We start from the raw sequence: 22,100 nt of genomic DNA, 5'->3' as shown, positions 1-22,100 counted from the left end.
GAGCCCCTTTGTCCGAAAATGAATTTTTCTATACGTGTGACCCCCTTACCTTTACTTTATTAACTTGTTTGCGGATGCTGAAACTGTTCAAACTCACCTGGGAAAGCTTTCGATTCGCGGCCCAGGCCCTTCGTTCCAATCTGTTGCGTACCACACTGTCGCTGCTGGGCGTAACGATCGGCATCTTCTCCATCATTGCGGTATACACCCTGGTCGATTCCCTGGAACGCGGCATTCGGGAGAGCGTAGCCTTTCTGGGCGACGATGTGATCTACGTGCAAAAATGGCCCTGGTCGTTCGGTCCTAATTACCCCTGGTGGAAATACGTAAACCGGCCCGAACCGGATATGCAGGATTTTCGCTTTTTGCAAACGCACCTGGAAAGCCACAACGGACTAGCCGTTTTTTCAGACCAGGGCGGGCAAACCATTCGCTACCGCAACAACAGCATCAGCGACGCCAACCTGGAAGGCATCACTTACGAGTTCAACAAAGTGTCGAGCGTGCCCATCGAGTCGGGACGTTATTTTAGCTATCAGGAAACCGAACGGGGACGCCCGGTGGCCATCATCGGGGCCGAAATCGCCGAGAATTTATTCGGTGGGCGCGACCCCATCGGGCAGACCATCAAGATCAAAAGCCTGCCGTTTACGGTCGTCGGGGTGATGGAACGGCAGGGTAGCAACCTGCTGGACGCCCCCAGTGTAGACAACAACTGCCTGATTCCGTTGCCGGTGTTCAGCAAGTTTTTTGCGTCGAGCATTCGCGGATCGCTCGTAATTGCCGTCAAAGGAAGGGAAGAGGACCAAGACCTGATGGGCCTGGAGGGCGAACTACAAGGGCTGATGCGGGCGGCCCGGGGCCTGAAACCCCGTCAGGAAGATGATTTTGCGCTGAACCGTCCCGAAATGGTCGCCAACCAGATCACCAGCATTTTCAGTGTGGTGACTCTGACGGGCACCGTCATCGGATTGTTCTCCATTTTGGTGGGGGGCTTCGGCATTGCCAACATCATGTTCGTCTCGGTGCGGGAGCGTACCAACCTGATCGGCATCCAAAAAGCACTGGGCGCTAAAAACTACTTTATCCTGTTCCAGTTTCTGTTCGAGGCGATTCTGCTGAGCATCATCGGAGGGCTGACCGGTCTGCTGCTGGTGTTTCTGCTGACGTTTATTCCGCTCGGCTCGCTGAACGTGGTGCTGACGGTCAAGAACATCATCGTCGGGCTGGCCATCTCGACGGTCATCGGCGTGCTGTCGGGCATTGTGCCGGCCATCATCGCCTCGATGATGAATCCCGTAGAAGCCATCCGGTCCAGCTAAGCGTTGGACTAATCCTTCAGCTTCTGCTTTTCTTCCTTCAGTTCCTGAAGGAGCGTCTGCTTGATGCGCAGTTTGCGCTGGTTGGAGCGCAGTTTCGCCTGCAACAATTTGTTCATCGGTTGGCTTTGGTCCGTTACGTTGATGTTCTGAAAGTTTTCTTCGAACGTCAGCAGCTCGGACTCGTCCTTGCGAATCAGGTCGTAAAGCACCGAAATCTTCAGCGAAACCTGTTCGGTCGCCGACTTGGCACGGAAGTTAGGATTACGGGCCTGCGTCACGCGCAGCAGGTAACTTTCTTCAAACACCCGGTCGCAGGCGGTCGCAAAGGTCTCGTTCAGTTCCTGACGGTATTCGGCCGGAATCGGCCCGGTGTTTTTCCAGTGGGCCTGAAGCGTTTTGGCGCGCTCGATGGCCTGCGGCAACTCCAGTGCGCTCAGTTCGGTCGCTTCTTTGCAGAGCTGGCGTTTGATGTCCAGGTTGGTCTGCAAAAATTTATCGCGCGCCATTCGCTTGTTACCGCCTTTGTCGCGCTTGGTTTTCCGGAAAATATCGTCGCTGATCTTCTTGAAGCTCGACCACAGTTCCGCCGATTTGGCTTTCGGAATGCCGCCCACGCTTTTCCATTCGTCGTGCAGCGCACGCAAGCTGTTTTGCAACTGCGAGGTTGGTGCGCCGTTGTTGCGCAGGGCTTCGGCCTTCTGAATCAGCTCTTCGTAGCGGCCGATGCGCTCTTCGGTCAGTTGCCGGCGGTCTTCGAAAAAGGCTTTGCGGCGCTCGAAAAAGTAATTCAAAGACGTTTCAAACTGCCCTTCCAGTGTATCGTGGTGCTCTTTCTGTACGGCACCGGTCTTCAGCCAGCGCGTTTTGAGCTCCTTCATCTTCTCGGCCGTCTCTTTCCAGTCGGTGCTTTCTTTCAGCAACTCGGCTTCTTGCAACAGCGCACGTTTGATCTCCAGATTTTTGATCCGGTTCTGTTCGATGCCCGCCCGGATTTCCTGCTCTTTGGCTTCGAGTTGGTTCGCCAGCGCTTCAAAGTCGCCGATGGCGTCGTACGAGGCGAGTTGTTCGCGTAGGTGGAGCAGCTTCATCAGGTACGACCCCTTGTTCTGCGCCCGCTCAATGTCCGCAAACAACGCCTCCAGTTTCTGGTGGAGCTGCTCGTAACGCTGCACAAAATACTCGATAGAAGCTTCTTCCGACTCTTTCACCTCGCCCACGACCCGCTCCGGAAAGCGCTCAGAAGCTTTTAAATACACATTACCGTCTCGTACGAACCCGTATTCGCTCGCATCCTGCATGACCTGTAAAAATGGGTGATCAAAACTCTTCCGTAAAAGGGCGATGAGCGCATCGACTAGAATGCCCTGTTCTCTGGGCGGACTTATCCCTTTTCATGACCTGTTCGCAAGTTTAACTATTTTCGATAAAAAAACGGAGCAAACTTTTTTCGGCATATTTGCTACGAATAGATCCCAGAAACCATGAGCAGCGAAACCATCATATTTTCTATGAACGGGGTGAACAAAATTCATCCTCCCAAGAAGCAAGTCCTTAAAAATATATACCTGTCGTTTTTCTACGGAGCAAAAATCGGGGTGATCGGTCTGAACGGCTCCGGAAAGTCGTCGCTGTTGCGCATCATCGCCGGTAAAGACAAAGACTACCAGGGCGAAGTGGCCTTCTCGTCGGGCTATTCGATCGGCATGCTGGAACAGGAGCCCGAACTGGACCCGACCAAGACCGTCCGCGAGGTGGTAGAAGAGGGCGTGCAGGAAGTGGTCAGCCTGCTGAAGGAGTTCGAAGCCATCAACATGCAGTTTGCCGAACCGGATGCCGATTTCGAGAAGCTGATGGCCCGCCAGGCCGAAGTGCAGGACAAACTGGAGCGGCACAACGCCTGGGAACTGGACACCAAGCTGGAAAAAGCGATGGACGCGCTGCGCTGCCCGCCCGCCGACGCGGTGATCGGCAACCTGTCGGGTGGGGAAAAACGTCGTGTGGCCCTGTGCCGCCTCCTGTTGCAGGAACCGGATGTGCTGCTGCTCGACGAACCGACCAACCACCTTGATGCCGAATCGGTCCACTGGCTGGAGCAACACTTGCAGCTGTACAAAGGCACGGTAATCGCCGTAACGCACGACCGCTACTTCCTCGACAACGTGGCGGGGTGGATTCTGGAACTGGATCGGGGCGAGGGCATTCCGTGGAAAGGCAACTATTCGTCGTGGCTGGAACAGAAACAGCAGCGCCTGGCGCAGGAAGAAAAGTCGGAATCGAAACGGCAGAAGACGCTGGAGCGCGAGCTGGAATGGGTACGCATGGCACCCAAAGCCCGCCAGGCCAAGTCGAAAGCCCGCCTGAGCGCTTACGAGAAGATGGTGGGCGAAGAGGCGCGTCAGCGAGAAGAGAAACTGGAACTGTTCATTCCGCCGGGGCCGCGGCTGGGGACCAAAGTCATCGAGGCCAAAGGCGTGTCCAAAGCCTACGGCGACCGTCTGCTGTTCGAAGACCTGACGTTTGCGCTGCCTCCGGGCGGCATTGTGGGGGTGATCGGACCGAACGGCGCGGGGAAAACCACGCTCTTTAAACTCATTACGGGGCAGGAAAAACCTGACGCCGGCGATTTCGAAGTGGGCACCACGGTCGAAATGGCCTACGTCGATCAGGAGCACGATCAGCTCGAAGCCAACAAATCGGTCTTCGAAACCATTTCGGGCGGAACCGACCAGATGATGCTGGGCGGCCGCATGGTCAACGCCCGCGCGTACGTCAGTCGCTTCAACTTTACCGGTGCCGATCAGGAGAAGAAAGTCGGCACGCTGTCGGGTGGTGAGCGCAACCGCGTGCACCTGGCGATGATGCTGAAGCAAGGCGCGAACCTGATTCTACTCGATGAACCGACCAACGACCTGGACGTGAACACCCTCCGGGCGCTGGAAGAAGCCCTGGAAAACTTCGGTGGCTGCGCCGTGGTCATTTCGCACGACCGGTGGTTCCTCGATCGCATCGCGACGCACATCCTGGCGTTCGAAGGCAACTCGCAGGTGTACTACTTCGAGGGCAACTACACCGACTACGAAGAAAGCCGCCGCCAGCGCCTCGGCGACGAAGGCCCGAAGCGGATTCGCTACAAAAAACTGGTTTAGATCATCAGAAGGTGGAAACGTTGAGAAGGTGGAGTTTTAATAGATGAAGAGACCCGTTTTCGGTTGGTATCCTGACAAGCTCAGGATTGAGCAAGCCTGCGTATCCAATAGGAGTTTCCCAAACGGCAAGCGCATGAGCTTAACAACTGGATGAAGACGGTCCTGCAACAGAGGCTCTTAGGTGAATCATGTTTTCTGATGACACCGCACATTCGTTTAGAGACAACCTTCTCAACTTTTTAACTTTCGCAACCTCCCAACTTCATGTCACCACGCCCGTACGTCCTGGCCGAAACCAACTGGAAAGCCGTTCAGCAAACTGACTATCAGGTCGCTGTATTGCCCTGGGGGGCCACCGAAGCCCATAATTACCACATGCCCTACGCAACCGACAACTACCAATGCGACTACATTGCGGCGGAGGCATGCCGGCAGGCGTGGGAGCAGGGAGTGAAGGCGGTCGCACTGCCGACCATCCCGTTTGGCGTCAATACCGGCCAGTTGGACATCAAGCTGGACCTGAACCTGAACCCCAGCACGCAACTGATCATCCTGCGCGATTTGATCGACGTCGTGCAGCGGGCGGGCATCTCCAGATTTGTGGTGCTGAACGGACACGGGGGCAACGATTTCAAGCAGATGCTGCGCGAGTTGCAACCTCAGTTTCCGGACGTGTTTCTTTGCCTGATCAACTGGTTCAAAGTGGAGCCGCGCGACGGATACTTTCAGCATCCGGGCGACCACGCCGACGAAATGGAAACCAGTGTGATGATGCACATCCAACCCGATTTGGTGCTCGACCTGTCGGAAGCGGGCAGCGGTGCGTTCAAAACGTTGAAGCTGGAAGGATTCCGGAAAGGGTGGGCCTGGGCCCAGCGCGAGTGGAGCAAAGCCACCGTCGACACCGGAACGGGCAATCCGGCCGAAGCCACGGCCGACAAGGGCCGACGCTACCTGGAAGCGGTCACCCAGCACGTCGGGCGCTTTCTGGTAGAACTGTCGCGCCACTCCGTCGACGAACTCTACGGCTGATCTACATCTTGATGATGTAGTAGACCGCTACGTTGGCGGGCCGGGTTTCGCGGTCGCCGCCCCGGTTGATGAACACACTGTGCACGTGATTGCCCGATTCGCTCGTGTTGACGCGGCGTTTGCTCGGCACCCCGCCCGACGCCAGCGTACCGTACTCGTCCGGATTCGGAAAGCGGCTCTCCTGTTCCGCATGCGAGTGGCTGCCCGCCGTGGACGTTCCTCCCAGAAAAACCCGGGAGCGGGGCAGCGCCGTAGCATCGAGCTGGTACGAACCCACCCCCGAAGCATCGATTTTCTCTCCATCTTCCCCTACCTTGAAGCGTTCGGCCAGGCCGTAGTCGCGGGTGGTGTCGACCGTCACGCCCCGCAGGAAGTAACCGTCCAGGTCAGGTAACCGGAAGCCTTTTTCGCGGTTGCCCCCCCAGGTGTAACCAATGGCCGTGAACAGGTTCTGAAACCGCTCGTCGTCCACGCTCAGGTACCGTCCGTTGCACAGAAGCCACCCTTCCGGAATGGCCGACTCGTGTCCGGCAAAAGCCACCAGCGTACCCGGCGGAATGCTGAGCTGGTTGATCAGCCGTTTTGAAGACACACACGCGGTAGCCATCACAACCAACGCAACACAAAAGAGATTTTTAAAGGATCTCATTGATCAGAAACGAAGTAAAATTCCGCCTAAGATAAAGGCTATTCACACGCCGTCAAAAATACAAGATAAAAGCAAGCCCCCCTACGACATGCGGTATATGTAGGGGCCATTTCGTAGCTTTCCGCCCGAATTCAAATTTTTAAGCTGAAAACCAAATCGATGGCCACAATTGGCGCCGCCATAACGGCAGTGGGAGGTTGGGTTCCCCCGTATCGCCTGACGAATCAAGAACTGGAGAAACTGGTCGACACGAACGACGAATGGATTCGTACGCGGACGGGCATTCGTGAGCGACGTATTCTGAAAGGCGAAGGGCAGGGAACGTCGGTGATGGCCACAAAAGCCGTAGAAGAGTTGTGCCAGAAGCGCAACCTCGACCCCGCTGAGATCGACGCGGTGATTTGCGCGACCATTTCGCCCGACATGCTGTTCCCCTGTACGGCCAATCTGGTATGCGAGGCCGTCGGTGCTAAAAATGCCCTGAGCTTCGACATGCTGGCGGCTTGTTCCGGCTTTATCTACGCATTGGAAACGGGCGCGAACTACATCCGCTCGGGCTTATACAAGAAAGTGGTGGTGATTGGCGCGGACAAAATGTCGGCCACCATCAACTACCAGGACCGGGAAACGTGTGTGATTTTCGGTGATGGCGCGGGTGCGGTGTTGCTGGAACCCAACGACGAAGGCCTGGGGGTAATCGATGCTATTCTGCGGACTGATGCTTCGGGGAAAGACCTTATTTTTCTACGGGGCGGCGGCTCAGCCCATCCCATGACTGAAGAGTCGGTACGGCGGGGTGACCAGTACTTTAAGCAAGACGGGCGGGCGGTTTTCAAACACGCCGTTACCCGCATGGCCGATGCCGCCGAGCAAATGATGGTACGCCACGGCCTCAGCAGCGACGACGTGGCCTACCTGGTGCCGCATCAGGCCAACCAGCGTATCATCAAAGCTACCGCCGAGCGGATGGGGGTCGACATGAGCAAGGTGCTGGTCAACATCGACCGTTACGGCAACACCACCGGGGGCACCATTCCACTCTGCCTGTGGGACTGGGAAACCACGTTCAAAAAAGGCGATAACCTGATTCTGGCGGCATTTGGTGGGGGCTTCACCTGGGGTTCCATCTACCTGAAATGGGCCTACGACGCGCGCCAGAACTGAGCATAGCGTACTTTTAGCCGAGGCACGTCCGCAACTATTCCTGTAAGGCGGGGCGTTGCGTAATTTCGTGGTAACAAATGACGCCCTCGGCGAAGTAGTGCAGCACCATACTTTTGCGGGTACGCTGCGGATCGAGGACCGGACTGCCGCCGTGCAACAGGTTGGCGTGCCACAGCAATACATCACCTTTTTGAGCCAGGAACGTTTCCTGAGGTAAATTCTGCTTTTCCAGCACCGACTTGATGGCCGCTTCGTAGCGTGCGTACGCCTGCTCTCCAATCAGAAAATAGTTGCCGCCGTGGTCGAAATCCTCGTTGAGCACGTAGGGCAGGCGGTGACTGCCCGGGTAGTAAAACAGCGGGCCACTGCCGGGATCGATGTCTTCCAGGGCAATCCAGGCCGCAATCATATAGCCCAGCGGATAGGTAGTCATGTGAATGGAATCCGAGTGCGCCGACTGCTGGCTCCCCTTCAAGAAATTGATGCTCTGGAACAGCTTGACCGGCTTGCCCAGCAGAAAACCGAGCAGTGCTTCCAGTTCGGGTTTGTGGACGATGTCCCGCACGGCCTTCGACTGCCGCACGGCAAACATGATCTTGTTCACGTACCGCCATTCAGCTTTCTGTTCGTGGACCAGCCGGTCGATCTCGCGGTTGATGGTTTCCACCTCCTCTGCCGAAAAGAGACCCTTCAGAATCAGGTAACCCCGCTCGGGCCACTGGCGCACGGCGTCCTGCCAGGCGGCAGGCAATTGCTGGAAATACGCTTGGGATAACAGTCGCTCCGTCGCGTTGGGCTGGTCGAGCCAGGGCGCCTCCTCAGAAATCGCCTGTTTCTTGATCTCCTGATGCGATACCGGCGTGTAGACCGACTTCTTGAGTCCGTACTTCCGGTAAGCGGCCTGCGCTTCTTTCAACTTCCTGCGGTTCAAGAAATTGTGAAGAACATAGGTGAGTTTCAGGCCACGAAGAAAATTTTCAAGTCCCATAGTTAGTTGGCCGCAATAAACAAATTTACCAGCTGAAATGCCCAGTGCATCACGTCGTCGCGCGTGCGGGGGAGTGCCTCTTCCAACGTCATAGGGGCGGTGAGGACCGAACTGGCGAACGTGAGGCCCATCTGCCGCAGTGCGGCGGGCGTCGCCTCGAGCGTACCGCAGACCGCCGCCACCGGAATGTTCTGCGCCCGTGCCGCGGCCGCCACCTGACTCACCACTTTGCCCTGAGCCGTTTGGGCGTCGAGTTTGCCTTCGCCCGTGATGACCAGATCCACACCCGCGAGGTGTTGCAGAAAGTGGGTTTGCTGCATGACCAGGGTGGCACCCGGCACGAGTTGCGCCCCCAGAAAAGCCACCGCACCACCGCCCAGCCCGCCGGCCGCACCTGCCCCCGGAAGATCGGCCACATCCGTTCCCAGTTGTTGCTGAAGAACGACGGACAGGTGACGTAAGCCTTCGTCCAATTGCGCAACCGCTTCGGGAGAAGCGCCCTTTTGCGGCGCATACACGTAAGCGGCGCCCTGAGGACCGAACAGCGGATTGTCGACGTCGCAGGCAACCTGAACCGAAATCTCGTTCGGATCGAAAATCAGCTCGCGAGTGTCGATGCGCCGGATGTACGCCAGGTTGGCCCCGATCGGCTTGACGTCACGCATGTCGGCGTCGTAAAACCGGTAGCCCAACGCCGAGGCCATGCCGATGCCCAGATCGTTCGTAGCGCTGCCCCCAATGCCCAGAATGATTTTTTTAGCGCCGCGTTCCAGCGCGGCCCGGATCAGCTCGCCGGTGCCCAGGGTCGTCGTGTGCAGGCAGTCGCGTTCGTGTGCCTCCAACAGCGCCCATCCCGACGCCTGCGCCATTTCGAGGTAAGCCGTCTGGCCGTCGCCCGAAAGACCGTAGGTCGCGGCAATCGGCCGAAACAACGGATCGTGGACCGTGACAGTCTCGGTTGTGCCCTGGCTGTGCTGGGTCAGCAGTGCCGCGGTCCCTTCGCCGCCGTCGGCGAGGGGTAGTGCCACCACCTCGGCCTCCGGAGCGGCCAGGCGAATGCCTTCCGTCAGGGCATCGCAGACGCCCTGGGCAGAAAGGGCTCCTTTGAACTTATCGGGCGCTAGCAGAATCTTCATAAAGCGGAGGATCGAGCGTGACCAGTACTAAGGTATCGCGGCTGTAGATCGGCATACGATACAATTCCCGGTACGGATGTTCGTCCAGGCGCGTTCGGGGCACCAGGTATAATTCGCCGGGCTTTACTTCTTGGGCATACGACAACACCTCGCCCCGGCGCGAAGCCATGTAAAACGAATCAGGGTCCGACATGTCGGGGACGCCATAGAGCCACACCCGCCTTCCTTGGGTCATTTCGGCCAGGGCCAGGTCGTGACGCACGTATTCTTGAACGCCGTACTGACGCGGCGGCAACACAAACCAGTTAAACGCGATGCGCACCACGAGCAGAAACGGTACGAACCACGCCAGTCGATGAGTCGTGCGTGTGTAATACAGGTACATCAGCACACACATCGCCACGAAACAGGCACCGGCTTTCAGAAACGGGTAGGGCACATGGCGCGTCACTTCCAGGAAGGGGAGCGCGGCGCAACCCAGGCAGAGCAAAACACCCGCCGCCAGTAGCACCCACTCGACCGTTTTGCGTCGCCAGTTCGTCAGCGGCGTGTGCTCATAATAGAAGTAGGCCGTCACGGTGAACAGCGGCGGCATGAACATAAACAGGTAGCGCATGTAGACCTGCGGCGACGTCCAGTAAACGATGATGTTGGCAGCAAACACCAGCGCGTTGTAAAACACGAACGGATGGGCCTTCAGCTGCCTCCAGAAGTCACGGCGGAACAACGGCAGCAACAGCAGCAGCCAGGGTGCGAAGTGGTAAAATACTTCGAAGGGGAAGGTAAAAAGGTGCAGAATCACCGGCCAGACCCCGAATTTCAGTCCTGTGCGTTTGGAGCTCTCCGTCCAGATCGTCGAAAAGACTTCTTCCAGCGGAATGGCGTTGCGGGTGAAGTAGGCTACGTAATACGTCCCGACAATCGCCAGAAAGAGGAGTCCGCCCACGATGTGAGGCAGGGAAAACAGCCTTTTGAACTCGCGGCGGTAGCTCAGGTACGCCAGCAGGGTCGTTCCCTGAAACACCAGCGAAGGCAGGCCTTTCATCAGGTACGTCACGGCTGTGATGAGGTACGTCACGACAAAGAGCGCATACCACTGGTTTTTCTGTCGGAAATGGTAAACCAGCATGAAGTTGACGTAGACCAGCCACGCAAAGGTGGTGTCGATGAGGCCGAGAAAAGAGTCGTAGAACAGAAAGCGGGCACAGGTGACCGTGGCGGCGGCGCTGAGAAACGCCACCGTGGCGTTGATGTAGCGCCGCACGAACCAAAAGGTCGTGAACCCGAACAGGATCAGGGAGATAACCACCGGCAGACGCAACGCCCACATCGAAAAATCGCCGTGCAGGAGAAACGACGCCGCGATGATCCAGTTGTAGAGCGGCGGCTTGTTGAAGTAAAGCTCACCATTCAGCGTGGGCGTGAGGTAGTCGCCCGACAGGATCATTTCCAGGGCCACCAACGCACGGCGAGGCTCGTCGGTCGGAAAGTTCAGGGGCAGGTACCCCAGGTGAATCAGCAATGCCGGGAAAAGCAGCACCACGCTGAGCAGTACGATGTTTCGTTCTTCGGTATCGCGGAATCCCATCATAAATTCGATTGAAAATTTGCGTCAACTTCGGTTGGTTCCTCTTCGTCGGGCGCCGCTTCGGCCTCCTGCAACGTCGGGGCATCGGGCAGGGCAACGAAAATGCCCACCAGCGAACTCAACGCCGTAATCAGAAAAAACAGCAGGCTGAACACCACCGCACGGTCTTGTTCAATGCCCAGGTAGTGGTTGCCCGCAATAAACACCAGCTCGCGCGCCCCTACGCCACCGATGGTGAACGGCAGCACCGCCACGACCGACGAAAGCAGGAACAAGACTGTGTATTCCAGGAACTGATGTGGCACGTGCAGCGCCATCAGCAACGCCAGTGCACACAGCACCTGCAACCCCTGCACGCCCAGCGAATCGAGGTTGGTGCGGTGAAACGCCGGGAGCGTCGCCGGAAACAGCCATCGCAAGCCCAGGTAATAGGCCGGATAGGCCAGCACCAGTCCCGCGACAAACAGCCAACGCCACGCGGCCAGCGCCGCGTGATCGTGCAACAACGTCAGAAAAAGCAGCGCCAGCACCACCAGTGCCACCAGCCCACTCAGGCGGTCTACAAACGAAGCGGCGACCAGCGGCTTGGTGCGAAACTGAAATTTGCGACGCAGTACAAAAATTTTGTAGCCGTCGCCCCCGATGCCGCCCGGCAGCAGCAAGTTGTAAAACAGGCCGACGTAGTAGAGACGCAGGTTGTATCCCGCTGACAGCGGCAGCCCGACGGCGGCAAACAACCGACGTAACCGAAACGCCGCGACCAACTTGGAGCCGTTGAACAGCACCAGCGCCACCAGCAGCCAGAGCGGGTGGGCGTCCTGCACCAACTGCCAGGCCGTGCGGGCGTCGATCTTCCGGAAGACGACCACCAGCAATCCCAGCGAAAGCGCGACTTTGAAAAGTCCTTTAAGGCGTTTGCCCACGTTGCCCCCGGAAAACCTCCCGGATGCGGTAGGTTTTTTTGTGTTGTGATTCAAAATAGGTACGCATGATGAGTTCTGCCACAATCCCGATGGTCAGGATCTGAATGCCCCCCAGAAAAAGCATGACGCCCAACAGCAGGAGTGGTCGCCCCCAGATGTCGTTACCGAGCAGCTTGACGATCAGCAGATAAAAGTTGATCAGCAGCCCGATGGCGATGGCGCCCAACCCTACCGGCCCAAACAGGTGCATGGGCCGTTGCAGGTATTTTTGAAAGAAGGCCATCAGCAGCATGTCACTGATGACCCGGCCCGTGCGGCCGATGCCGTATTTGGATTTGCCGTGCAGGCGCGGGTGATGGTGGACGTCCATCTGTGTGATGCGAGCGCCTTGCAGCGCGGCCAGCACCGGAATGAAGCGGTGGAGTTCGCCGTAGAGCCCCATGCCCTGGGCGATGTCGCGTTTGAAAATCTTCAGCGAACAGCCGTAGTCGTTGATGTGAACGCCCGTCATGCGACGGATGATGAAGTTGGCGATGCGGCTGGGAATTTTCCGGCTGAACGTTTTGTCCTGCCGGTTGGCGCGCCGCCCGGCCACCACGTCCCAACTCCCGGCCTCCAGTTTCTCCAGCATGGCCGGAATGTCGGCGGGATCGTTCTGCAGGTCGCCGTCCAGGGTCACCACGTAGCGGCCCGTGGCTTCGTCAATGCCGGCAGCCATGGCCGTTGTCTGCCCGTAGTTCCGGTTGAAAATCAGCAGCCGCACCCGTTCGTCGGCGTGGCGTTTCACGGCGGCCACCGTGTCATCGGTCGAGCCGTCGTCCACCAGAATTACCTCGTACGTGTAGCCTTCCAGGCTGGCGTGGATGCGCTCCAGCAGCGGACGAATGTTTTCTTCTTCGTTGTACAAGGTCACGACGAGCGAAAGCAGGGGTTCAGCCTCCGGCTCGGCGACGGGATAGAAGGGACTAACGCGCGGCTCCATAGTGGCGCAAATATACACGCTTCTGGTCAGCGTACCCGTACCACCGTGCCCCGCGCTTCGTCCAGTAGGTCGGCCGGCACGGCCTGGCGGATGATCTCGGTCAGGCGGGTGAGCAGCCGCTCTTTGGCAAAATTCCGGCTGTAGATCAGGCTGACTTCGCGTACGGGGCGGGGCGTGATTTCCTTTAGGCGGTAGCGCTGGCGTTCCGGGACTTCCAGGGCGGCGAGTTCGGGCAACAGGGTGCTGCCCCCCTCGGTGTCGACCATCTTGCGCAGCGTTTCCAGCGATCCGCTTTCGTAGCTGAACATTTCGGCCCCGGCGCCCGTGTGGCCGCATAGGTTGAGGGTCTGGTTACGGAAGCAGTGGCCTTCGGCCAGCAGCCAGAGGTCTTCCTGCGGCACTTCGTGGGCTTCGATGCCCGGCTGTTGCGCCAGCGGGTGGTCAGGGTGTACGTACAGCAGCAGGTCCTCATAAAACAGCGGCCGTTCCAGAATGCTCGGCTCCTGCAGGGGCGTTACGGCCAGTCCGGCGTCTAATTGATCGGTGCGGAGCTGCGCGACGATGTCTTCCGTCAGCAGTTCGCGTACCTGAAGGTGGACCTGCGGATATGCACGGGTAAAGGTGCCGACGAAGCGCGGCAGCAGGTAGGGGGCCAGGGTGGGGATGATGCCCAGGCGCAATTCGCCGGACAACACGCTTTTTACCTCCTGAATGATCTCCTCGATCTTCTCGACCTCGCGCAAAATGTTGCGGGCCTGGGCGATGATGGCGCGTCCGGCGTCGGTCGGCACCACCGGCTGGCGCGTCCGGTCAAACAGTACTACGCCCAGCTGTTCTTCCAGCTTTTTGATCTGCATGCTCAGCGTCGGCTGGGTGACGTGGCACCGTTCCGCCGCCGTCACAAAGTGTCGGTGTGTGTCTACAGCCACAATGTACTCCAGCTGAGTGAAGGTAAAATGCATAGATAAGTTATAGCTAAACTGAATTGCAATATAAATAATATCAATTTGGTCTATGAAGAAGGCCCCTCTACTTTTGCCTTCCCACCGATTACAACAACTCTTATTTAACGTAGTAGTACTTATGCTTACTGTAGGAACCCCCGTTCCCGCTTTCCGTAAAACGGCTGTTGTTTCCCTCGAAAAGGGAAAAGAATTCGCAGAGATCTCTTCCGAGAGCTTTAAAAATGACGAGAACCAATGGACGGTTCTGTTCTGGTGGCCCAAAGACTTCACGTTTGTGTGCCCTACCGAAATCGCTGAGTTTAACAAGGCGTACGCTGACTTCCGCGACCGTGACACCCAACTGATCGGCGCATCGACCGATTCAGAATATGTGCACCTGGCGTGGCGGAAAGATCACGACGACCTGCGTGATCTGAGATTCCCGATGCTGGCCGACACGTCGAAGTCGCTGGCCGAAGACATGGGCATTCTGGAACCCAACGAAAAAGTGGCGTATCGTGCTACGTTCATCATCGACCCGGACGGCATCATCCGTTGGGTATCGGTCAACGACCTGAACGTAGGCCGTAACGTGAAAGAGGTGATCCGCGTGCTGGACGCCCTGCAAACCGACGAACTGTGCCCTTGTAACTGGGAAAAAGGACAAGAGACCCTGGTCGCTTAACCGATTCGCTTACTGTTCATGACGGCAGAGGGTAGGGAGGAAGCGCCGGTCTGCACAGCAACGCACACTTTTTCTGTGTGGCAAAGGGCTGCCTTCCTACACGCTGCCGTTTTCTAAACCCCTATGACTGAAGAAATTAAATTGGACCTGTTGTCGGATCTTCAACTGGCCGACAACTATACCACGCCTTCGCTGAACCAGCTGGTCGAAGGCGGCTCGCGCTATCTGAAAGACCTGCGCGTCAACCTGAAGAACGTGCTGGTGACCGATCACCTGACCGAGAAAGAAGCCGCACTGCTGGCCGTGTCGATTGCGGCCAACGCGAAAAACGCCGTGTTGCAACATTTCTTCACCGAGCGTGCGCGCGCGCTGGACGCTACCGAAGCCGAACTGGGCGAAGCAGTGGCGTGCGCTTCGCTGCTGGCGAGCAACAACGTGTTTTACCGTTTCCGCCATTTCATTAAAAAAGAAAAGTACCAGCAGCTGCCGGGTCGCATCAAAATGACGATCATGATGAAGCCCGTGCTGGGCAAAGAGTTTTTCGAGCTGATCAGCCTAGCCGTATCGGCGGCCAACGGATGCGAAATGTGCGTCAACGCGCACGAAGCCTCGTTGCTAGAACTGGGCGCCACCGAAGAGCGCATCTTCGATGCCATTCGCCTGGCTTCGGTCGTCACCAGCCTGGATAAAATCATTTACTAGACGACGACACGTTTTGAGCTATTCCCCAAGCGGTTTCTGGTTCAGGAGCCGCTTTTTTATTTCCGGAAGATGAAATAGACGGCCAGTACCAGAAACACGAACCCGACGGCGTGGTTCCAGCGGAATGTTTCGGTTTTGAAGAAGAGCAGCGAGAAGACGACGAATACCGTCAGCGTGATGACTTCCTGAATCACCTTGAGTTGCATCAGCGAGAACGGCCCGCCGTTTTCCCGGAAGCCGATGCGGTTGGCGGGCACCTGGAAGCAGTATTCGAACAGGGCAATGCCCCAGCTGACCAGCACAATCCCTACCAATCCCAGGTGCTCGAACCACTTCAGGTCCTTGAACCGCAGGTGGCCGTACCAGGCCAGCGTCATAAACGTGTTGGAACAGAGCAGAAGGAAGATGGTAAGAAAGGATTTCATCGGATCGGGAACATGCCCGCGAATTTATCCTAAAAATCGACCGTTTGGCCTTGCTGGTTGTGGAGAGCGAAGACTATTTTTTACCTTCTGTCCCGTTACCAGACGTCACTTTCCGCGATGGCACTTTCCCCTGCAGATCCCGCCCGGACACCCGCGGCTGCCGATGCGCACCGCAAACGTCAGTACGATGAACTGATGCAACTGCACTACCGCCGTTACCGGAAACAACGGTGGAACCATTGGTGGCAAACCCTCTACCTGATAGGGGCGGTGGGGCTGTTGATCGCGGTAGTCGCCTTTGTGGTCGGGCGATTAGGAGAAATCCCCTGACGATTACTGGACGGTGACGAGTGGTGTCTGCGGAGGACGCGTCTCCCCGAATGCTTCCAGTGCAAAGCCTTTTTCCTGCGCCAACGTCACAAACGCCGCTGCGTGGGCTTCGTCCACCACCACCAGCAGACCACCGCTGGTTTGCGGGTCGCACAGCAGCGCTTTTTGCTCGGGTGTCAACGGACTGATGAGGTGGCCGTAGCTGTCCCAGTTGCGGTGGGTCCCGCCCGGTAGGCTGCCCTGTGCGATATAATGATCGACCACCGGCAGGCGCGGCACCCGGCGGCTGTCGATAACGGCACTTACGCCGCTGCCTTCGCAAATTTCCGACAAATGGCCCAACAGCCCGAATCCCGTCACGTCGGTCATGGCCTTGACGTAGGGAAGCGCACCCAACGCCGCCCCGAGGTCGTTCAACTGCAACATGCTCTGGCGGGCCAGTTCCAGATCGTCAGGACGCACCAGGCCCTTTTTCTGGGCGGTGGTCAGAATGCCGACACCGAGTGGTTTGGTCAGAAACAACTTGCAGCCGGGCGTGGCCGTGTCGTTACGTTTCAGGTGTTCGACGGCCACGCGTCCCGTCACCGCCAGCCCGAAAATCGGTTCCGGGGCGTCGATGCTATGGCCGCCTGCCAGTGCAATGCCTGCCCGGCGGCAGGCGGCGCGGCTGCCCTCCAGTACTTGCTGCGCCACTTCGGGCGCGAGCTTGTTGACCGGCCACCCCAAGATGGCAATGGCCAGCAGGGGCGTGCCGCCCATCGCGTACACATCCGAAATGGCATTGACCGAGGCGATCTGTCCGAAGTCGAATGGGTCGTCGACAATCGGCATAAAAAAGTCGGTCGTGCTGATGATGGCCTCTCCGTTGTCCAACGCGTACACGGCGGCGTCGTCTTTCGTCTGGTTGCCCACCAACAAGCGCGGGTCGTGAAAACCAGGATCGGTGCTGGCCAGCATTTTTTCCAGCACACTGGGCGCAATTTTGCAGCCGCAGCCCGCGCCGTGGCTGTATTGCGTAAGACGGATTTGGTCGGTCATCATGGCAGTAAAAGTAGTCGTTTTTTGTTCAGAAACCGGCCGCAATGGCGCAGGTTGTTGGTTGGTATCTTCTTGGTAGTCAGTTTATAAATTGATAGCAATGCCGGTTCAGGATTACATAGGACGACTCATTCAACAACTGGCCCTTGTGCTGGCGCGGGTCATGGGGCTGATCAAAGAAGGAAAAACGGACGAAGCGCTGGCGGCCATCGACGCCGCGACCGATGGGGCACTGCTGCGGAAGATGGCAGAGGGGGAGGTCGATCCCGACGACCGGCGTACATTGGAGGCGATTAGCTACCTGCTGGATTTGCAGGTGGAAAAAGCGCTGCTTTGGAAAGCGGCGGGCCACGCGGAGGCGGAAGCGTTCAGTCGGGAGGTTATTCGGCAACACGAAGCGTTCACGCGGCACTACCGATTTCCTTACTCGATGGAATGACACCTGAACATCCAGCGCCTGCGCGGTACGCTCGGCTGAGGTCAGGCGTCCAGCGTCTGCAAAATCTGCTGCGCATTACGAACCGGATCGCCCGTGGTGCAGGCAACCGGGGTGGTGGCTTGTGCCTGGCGTCGTTGCAGTCCGATCTGATAGCTTTTGTCGTAGTACACCAGCAAACGCTCGGCGACCTCGTCCAGGCGTCCGGCACGGAGTGCGTCCAGCGTTGCGGCGACGTGTTGCCCCCCCAGCCGCTTCTGAATTGTGAGAATGGCGTGCGCCAGAGCGTCGCGTTCCAGCGAACCGTATTCGGCTACCAGCCGCTGCACCCGGGCGTGGCGGGGCACCTGCACCTGAACAACGTGGGCCGCTTTCATCTGCTGCCACAGCGGATGCGGCAGCTGCACCTGCCCGATGCTGAACGATTCGTCTTCGAGCCAGACCCGCCGCGCACGATCGAAGGTGGCCCAGGTTGCGTGCAACGCATTCTGAAACTGCTCCGTGGTGGGTTGAGCGGGAAGCCCGATGCCCCCGAACGCAGAGCCACGGTGATGAGCCAGGTGTTCCAGGTCAATCACCTGTTCGCCGCGCTCGGCCAGTGCTCGAAGAATCGCCGTTTTGCCGCTACCCGTTTCGCCCGCCAGCACCAGCAACCGTGCCGGACGTGCGAAGGCCTCTAACACCTCGTGGCGGTATGCTTTGTAACCGCCCACCAGCGTATCGACCTGGAAACCGGCCGTTTGCAGGAGCCACGCCACACTGCCGCTGCGCATCCCGCCCCGCCAGCAATGCATCAGCACGCGCCGTTGTGGCGCCAGTTGTTGCCCTGCCTCTACCAGGGCGCGCATCTTCGGACCGACCAGGTCAAGTCCTTGCAGAAAGGCTTCTTCTCGGCCGATTTGTTTGTAGGTCGTGCCTACCTGCGCCCGCTCTTCGTTGCTGAACAACGGCAGGTTGCACGCCCCGGGAATGTGCCCTTGCGCAAACTCGGCGGGTGTGCGCACGTCGAGCACAGGAAGGGTTCCGGCGCGGGTCAGAAAATCGGAGATCGGGAGGGCTGCCATGCGCCCGAAAGTTAGGCAATCGTGTGGAGTCGTTACTCGGCGATGGTCAGGTTCAGCACTTTCGGGTAGGCGGTCGGAGCAACGGCGACCAGGCGGCCGTCCTGCCGATGCATCACCCGTGCGATTTCAATCACCAGCCGATCACCGGCCTGCGCTTTGCGAAGAATCCGCCGTACGTCGAGGGGATGCGGTCCCTTAAACTTGCTGAGGCCTTTGCTGCCGCGGGCCAGCACGATTTCGGCGTAAACGACCCGGTACGCGGCGGTATCGGTTCCGGCGGTGCTGAAAGTGAGCGTGTGGGGGAGGGTATCGGCGGCGAAGGCCATCGACAGTTGGTCAACGGGCCGATCGTCCACGTAAGCCTGAATTTGGAGCGGGGCGACTTGTGCCGACAGGACGGAGAGGCCGCTGAGGCTTAGGGCCAGCCAACTCGCAAGAACATAACGCATGGGTCTGAAACAACGTTGGAAGAATGAGCGATTGAGGGAAAGTTACGCAATCCGCAACACACATGGAGCGATTGCCTCATACGCCCGGACCGATCATTTTCCCGGCAATAATCGGGTAGAAATGCGCCGCCACGCATGGCAACAGATTGTGCAAAGCACGTATCTTTAAGCCCAATGCGCGGATACACCTTTAATCTCACGCCACTATCCCGTCTGACCTATGATCATCAACCTTATTTCCAGCCCGCGCAACATTTCCACGGCGCTGATGTATTCGTTTGCCCAGCGCCACGACATGCGGGTGGTCGACGAACCGTTTTATGCTCACTACCTGCAAAGCAGCGGCGCAGAGCATCCGGGGCGTGACGAAGTGCTGCAAACGATGGAAAAAAACGCGTCGGCAGTGGTGAAACAACTGCAGGAGGCCAGCCAGCAGACGCCGCACCTGTTCATCAAAAACATGGCGCATCACCTGATCCGGATGGAGCTTTCGTTCCTAGCCGAATGGGAAAACGTGCTGTTGATCCGCAATCCGCGGCAGCTGATCGCTTCGTTTGCGGCCGTGTTGCCCCAACCCACCATGCGCGACATCGGGGTTGATTACCAATGCCAGTTGTATAATATTATCGAACGGCAAACCGGCAATGCCCCGGTGGTAATCGATTCGGGTATTTTGTTGCAAAACCCGGCGGACATTCTCGCGCAACTCTGTGCGGCGCTCCAGCTTCCGTTCGACGAAGCAATGCTTTCGTGGGAAGCCGGTCCACTGCCCGAAGACGGCGTCTGGGCCAAATACTGGTACAAAAACGTACACCAGTCGACCGGTTTTTCCAGCCAGCCGACCAGCACGCGCCCGCTGCCCGCGCATTGCGAGCCCCTTTACGAAGCGGCGATGCCCTTTTACGAGAAGCTTTTCGAACACTCCCTAAAACCGACACATGCTCCAGAAGTTTAATCCGAAAAACGAACAGATCCAAGTGTGGGTGGGCGACCGCCTGTGGCCCCGCACCGAAGCCAAAGTTTCCGTTTTCGACAGTTCCGTGCAGGGCGGCGACGCCGTGTGGGAAGGCCTGCGCGTGTACAATGGGGGCATCATGTGCCTGAGCCGTCACCTGGATCGGCTGCAGGCTTCGGCCAAAGCGCTGGCGTTTGCCGACATTCCCAGCCACGACGACATTAAAAAAGCGCTGGTCGCTACCCTCGAAGCCAACGGCATGCAGGACGAAACGCACATCCGGATGACGCTGACGCGGGGCGAAAAGGTCACGTCGGGCATGGACCCGCGCCTGAATCAGAAGGGCAGTTGCCTGATTGTGCTGGCCGAATGGAAGCCGGTCGTGTACGACAACCAGAGCGGCATCCGCGTCATTTCTTCGTCGATTCGCCGGAACGGACCGCAGTTCCTCGATTCCAAGATTCACCACAACAACCTGCTCAACAACATCCTGGCGAAAATCCAGGCCAACTTCAGCGGGGTGGATGCGGCCATCATGCTCGACGACGACGGGTTTGTGTCGGAACTGAACGATACCAACCTGTTCATGGTCAAACACGGCGCGCTGTACACTCCGCACGCCGACGCCTGTCTGCCGGGCATTACGCGTGGACTGGTGTTGGAACTGGCGCAGGCCGAGGGCATCAGGGAGGTCGAGAAAAATCTTTCGCTGGTCGATTTTTATACGGCCGACGAAGTATTCGCCACGGGCACCATGGGCGAGCTGACACCGGTGGTGGAAATTGACGGACGCGCGATCGGAAAACCCACCGAAGGCTCTGTCAGCGATACGTTGCGGCGGGCGTTTCGGGCGGCCGTGCCTCGTTATTGCGAGCCGCTTTTGCAGCAGTTGCGCTGAGTTCCGGGCTAGTCGCCCGTTCAACACTTCGCCCGGTCGGTACGTATACTCCAAGCATGAAACTGAGCAAGTGGAGTAAACGCACCTGGATTACACTGGGCGTCCTGGTGGTACTGTTGGTTGCGTTGCGCATCGCCCTGCCTTCGATCGTGAAGCATTACCTCAACGGCGTGCTGGACGATGGCATCGAAGGCTATACCGGCCACGTAGCCGATGTGGACATCATGTTGTACCGCGGCGCGTATGGCATCGACTCGCTGCGACTGCAAAAAGTAGAGGGCGATGTGCCGGTGCCATTTATCGACCTGGACCGAATCGATTTTGCAATCGAATGGCCTGCGCTGCTCGACGGCGCCATTCGGGGCAAGATTTTGCTGGATCATCCGCAGGTCAACTTTGTCGATGCGCCGAACGAAGCCGACGGGCAGGCCGGTGACGAAACCAGTGAGGCCGACTGGCGACAAACCATCGACGAGCTGTTTCCGCTGTCGATTAACCGGTTTGAAATTCGAAACGGCGAGATCCGTTTCCGAAATTTCACGACCAAGCCCGCGGTCGACATTGCCGTGAACAACCTGTTTCTGGTCGCGACCAACCTGACCAACACCGAAGATTCGACGAACCAACTGGTTTCGGACCTGCACGCGAAGGCGCAGGTGCTGGGCGACGGCGACATTACCCTGGAAGGTGGGTTTTCGTTGCTGGAAGATCCGATGCCGTTCGACATTAATCTGGCGCTCGAAAACGTAAACCTGCCTGTGTTGAACGACTTTTTTCTGGCCTATGCCGGCTTCGACATGGAAAAAGGAACCCTCGATCTTTACACCGAAGTTGCTACGGAAGAGAACCAGTTTACCGGGTACGTCAAGCCCATTTTGAAGGACATTCAGGTGCTGAGCCTGAAAAACGACCCGATCAAGCCGCGCCGCCTCTTGTGGGAATCGGGCGTGAGTCTGGTTTCGTTCATCTTCAAAAACATCCCGAAAGATCAGTTTGCTACCGAAATCCCGATTTCCGGCGAACTGAACAACCCGGACGTAGACGTATGGAAAACGATTGTCAACGTGCTGAAGAACGCCTTCATCGAAGCGTATGCGCCGCAACTGGACAACGACGTAGACCTTTCGGACGTGGGCGTGTCGAAAAAGGAACTCAAGGAGATCAAGAAAGAACAGAAGAAAGAAGAACGCCAGAAGGAAGACAAGAAGTGGTACGAGTTCTGGAAATAACCGGAGCGGCGCACC

General features: G+C 57.9%; 23 protein-coding genes. 11 read left to right on the top strand and 12 right to left on the bottom strand.

Going from position 1 to position 22,100, the window contains the following annotated elements:
* Window positions 1-77 precede the first annotated feature (77 nt).
* Window positions 78-1,322 carry an ABC transporter permease gene (locus BLR44_RS07425; RefSeq protein ID WP_410493074.1) on the top strand — a complete coding sequence of 415 codons (1,245 nt, stop codon included), beginning with the start codon at window positions 78-80 and terminating at the stop codon, window positions 1,320-1,322.
* Between the two features lie 8 nt (window positions 1,323-1,330).
* Here BLR44_RS07425 and BLR44_RS07420 read toward each other — a convergent pair whose 3' ends face one another.
* Window positions 1,331-2,620 (bottom strand): DUF349 domain-containing protein, encoded by a 1,290-nt coding sequence (locus BLR44_RS07420; RefSeq protein ID WP_089680890.1) that lies wholly within the window; start codon window positions 2,618-2,620, stop codon window positions 1,331-1,333.
* 183 nt (window positions 2,621-2,803) lie between these two features.
* Between BLR44_RS07420 and ettA the strand changes: the two genes are divergently transcribed.
* Together ettA and BLR44_RS07410 are read left to right on the top strand one after the other, a co-directional pair.
* Window positions 2,804-4,468, top strand: a complete 1,665-nt coding sequence (gene ettA / locus BLR44_RS07415; protein ID WP_089680888.1) for an energy-dependent translational throttle protein EttA — start codon at window positions 2,804-2,806, stop codon at window positions 4,466-4,468.
* 264 nt (window positions 4,469-4,732) lie between these two features.
* The gene (locus tag BLR44_RS07410; protein ID WP_089680887.1) at window positions 4,733-5,500 is read left to right on the top strand and encodes a creatininase family protein; all 768 of its coding nucleotides are present in this window, start codon (window positions 4,733-4,735) and stop codon (window positions 5,498-5,500) included.
* Window position 5,501: 1 nt separating this feature from the next.
* Here BLR44_RS07410 and BLR44_RS07405 read toward each other — a convergent pair whose 3' ends face one another.
* On the bottom strand, window positions 5,502-6,092 hold the full coding sequence (locus tag BLR44_RS07405) for a phage tail protein (protein ID WP_176955935.1): 591 nt from the start codon (window positions 6,090-6,092) through the stop codon (window positions 5,502-5,504).
* 216 nt (window positions 6,093-6,308) lie between these two features.
* Between BLR44_RS07405 and BLR44_RS07400 the strand changes: the two genes are divergently transcribed.
* Window positions 6,309-7,313 carry a beta-ketoacyl-ACP synthase III gene (locus BLR44_RS07400; protein WP_089680883.1) on the top strand — a complete coding sequence of 335 codons (1,005 nt, stop codon included), beginning with the start codon at window positions 6,309-6,311 and terminating at the stop codon, window positions 7,311-7,313.
* A 34-nt stretch (window positions 7,314-7,347) separates the two neighbouring features.
* On the opposite strand, the gene BLR44_RS07395 is transcribed toward BLR44_RS07400, so the two are convergent.
* From BLR44_RS07395 to BLR44_RS07370, 6 genes are all read right to left on the bottom strand, one after another.
* A complete protein-coding gene (locus tag BLR44_RS07395; RefSeq protein WP_218127033.1) occupies window positions 7,348-8,229 on the bottom strand; it encodes a phytanoyl-CoA dioxygenase family protein in 882 nt (293 codons plus the stop codon).
* 74 nt (window positions 8,230-8,303) lie between these two features.
* The gene (locus tag BLR44_RS07390) at window positions 8,304-9,437 is read right to left on the bottom strand and encodes a glycerate kinase (RefSeq protein WP_089680880.1); all 1,134 of its coding nucleotides are present in this window, start codon (window positions 9,435-9,437) and stop codon (window positions 8,304-8,306) included.
* A complete protein-coding gene (locus BLR44_RS07385) occupies window positions 9,412-11,028 on the bottom strand; it encodes an ArnT family glycosyltransferase (protein WP_089680878.1) in 1,617 nt (538 codons plus the stop codon). The genes BLR44_RS07390 and BLR44_RS07385 overlap by 26 nt, the downstream gene beginning before the upstream one ends.
* Window positions 11,025-11,948, bottom strand: a complete 924-nt coding sequence (locus BLR44_RS07380) for a lysylphosphatidylglycerol synthase transmembrane domain-containing protein (RefSeq protein ID WP_089680876.1) — start codon at window positions 11,946-11,948, stop codon at window positions 11,025-11,027. Before BLR44_RS07380 ends, BLR44_RS07385 begins: the two co-directional genes overlap by 4 nt.
* Window positions 11,932-12,930, bottom strand: a complete 999-nt coding sequence (locus tag BLR44_RS07375) for a glycosyltransferase family 2 protein (protein ID WP_089680874.1) — start codon at window positions 12,928-12,930, stop codon at window positions 11,932-11,934. Before BLR44_RS07375 ends, BLR44_RS07380 begins: the two co-directional genes overlap by 17 nt.
* Before the next feature lie 26 nt (window positions 12,931-12,956).
* Complete coding sequence (locus BLR44_RS07370; protein WP_089680872.1) at window positions 12,957-13,892, bottom strand: hydrogen peroxide-inducible genes activator; 936 nt, start codon at window positions 13,890-13,892, stop codon at window positions 12,957-12,959.
* Between the two features lie 121 nt (window positions 13,893-14,013).
* Here BLR44_RS07370 and BLR44_RS07365 point away from each other — a divergent pair, with 121 nt between their 5' ends.
* Together BLR44_RS07365 and BLR44_RS07360 are read left to right on the top strand one after the other, a co-directional pair.
* Window positions 14,014-14,559, top strand: a complete 546-nt coding sequence (locus BLR44_RS07365) for a peroxiredoxin (RefSeq protein WP_089680870.1) — start codon at window positions 14,014-14,016, stop codon at window positions 14,557-14,559.
* 123 nt (window positions 14,560-14,682) lie between these two features.
* Window positions 14,683-15,261 carry a carboxymuconolactone decarboxylase family protein gene (locus tag BLR44_RS07360; protein ID WP_089680868.1) on the top strand — a complete coding sequence of 193 codons (579 nt, stop codon included), beginning with the start codon at window positions 14,683-14,685 and terminating at the stop codon, window positions 15,259-15,261.
* A gap of 56 nt (window positions 15,262-15,317) precedes the next feature.
* On the opposite strand, the gene BLR44_RS07355 is transcribed toward BLR44_RS07360, so the two are convergent.
* The gene (locus BLR44_RS07355) at window positions 15,318-15,686 is read right to left on the bottom strand and encodes a DMT family protein (RefSeq protein ID WP_089680866.1); all 369 of its coding nucleotides are present in this window, start codon (window positions 15,684-15,686) and stop codon (window positions 15,318-15,320) included.
* Between the two features lie 117 nt (window positions 15,687-15,803).
* Here BLR44_RS07355 and BLR44_RS07350 point away from each other — a divergent pair, with 117 nt between their 5' ends.
* The gene (locus BLR44_RS07350) at window positions 15,804-16,016 is read left to right on the top strand and encodes a hypothetical protein (protein ID WP_089680864.1); all 213 of its coding nucleotides are present in this window, start codon (window positions 15,804-15,806) and stop codon (window positions 16,014-16,016) included.
* A 3-nt stretch (window positions 16,017-16,019) separates the two neighbouring features.
* Here the strand turns inward: BLR44_RS07350 and selD are convergent, their stop codons facing one another.
* Complete coding sequence (gene selD, locus BLR44_RS07345) at window positions 16,020-17,054, bottom strand: selenide, water dikinase SelD (protein WP_410493073.1); 1,035 nt, start codon at window positions 17,052-17,054, stop codon at window positions 16,020-16,022.
* A 100-nt stretch (window positions 17,055-17,154) separates the two neighbouring features.
* Between selD and BLR44_RS07340 the strand changes: the two genes are divergently transcribed.
* A complete protein-coding gene (locus BLR44_RS07340; RefSeq protein WP_089680860.1) occupies window positions 17,155-17,493 on the top strand; it encodes a hypothetical protein in 339 nt (112 codons plus the stop codon).
* 41 nt (window positions 17,494-17,534) lie between these two features.
* On the opposite strand, the gene mnmH is transcribed toward BLR44_RS07340, so the two are convergent.
* Both mnmH and BLR44_RS07330 read right to left on the bottom strand, forming a co-directional pair.
* Complete coding sequence (gene mnmH, locus BLR44_RS07335) at window positions 17,535-18,554, bottom strand: tRNA 2-selenouridine(34) synthase MnmH (RefSeq protein WP_089680858.1); 1,020 nt, start codon at window positions 18,552-18,554, stop codon at window positions 17,535-17,537.
* Between the two features lie 32 nt (window positions 18,555-18,586).
* Window positions 18,587-19,003, bottom strand: coding sequence for a hypothetical protein (locus BLR44_RS07330; protein ID WP_089680856.1), 417 nt, complete (start codon window positions 19,001-19,003; stop codon window positions 18,587-18,589).
* Window positions 19,004-19,223: 220 nt separating this feature from the next.
* Here BLR44_RS07330 and BLR44_RS07325 point away from each other — a divergent pair, with 220 nt between their 5' ends.
* Genes BLR44_RS07325 through BLR44_RS07315 form a run of 3 tightly spaced genes read left to right on the top strand, consistent with a single transcriptional unit; the run spans window position 19,224 to window position 22,085 of the window.
* Complete coding sequence (locus tag BLR44_RS07325; RefSeq protein ID WP_089680854.1) at window positions 19,224-19,958, top strand: sulfotransferase-like domain-containing protein; 735 nt, start codon at window positions 19,224-19,226, stop codon at window positions 19,956-19,958.
* The gene (locus BLR44_RS07320; protein ID WP_089680852.1) at window positions 19,942-20,856 is read left to right on the top strand and encodes an aminotransferase class IV; all 915 of its coding nucleotides are present in this window, start codon (window positions 19,942-19,944) and stop codon (window positions 20,854-20,856) included. Before BLR44_RS07325 ends, BLR44_RS07320 begins: the two co-directional genes overlap by 17 nt.
* Window positions 20,857-20,912: 56 nt before the next feature.
* Window positions 20,913-22,085, top strand: coding sequence for a DUF748 domain-containing protein (locus BLR44_RS07315; protein ID WP_089680849.1), 1,173 nt, complete (start codon window positions 20,913-20,915; stop codon window positions 22,083-22,085).
* The last annotated feature ends 15 nt before the right edge of the window (window positions 22,086-22,100 follow it).

The organism is Catalinimonas alkaloidigena (assembly GCF_900100765.1).
GTDB classification, from domain to species: domain Bacteria; phylum Bacteroidota; class Bacteroidia; order Cytophagales; family Flexibacteraceae; genus Mooreia; species Mooreia alkaloidigena.
Note: the sequence above shows the minus strand (reverse complement) of the source record. Positions and strands in the feature narration are given on the sequence as shown.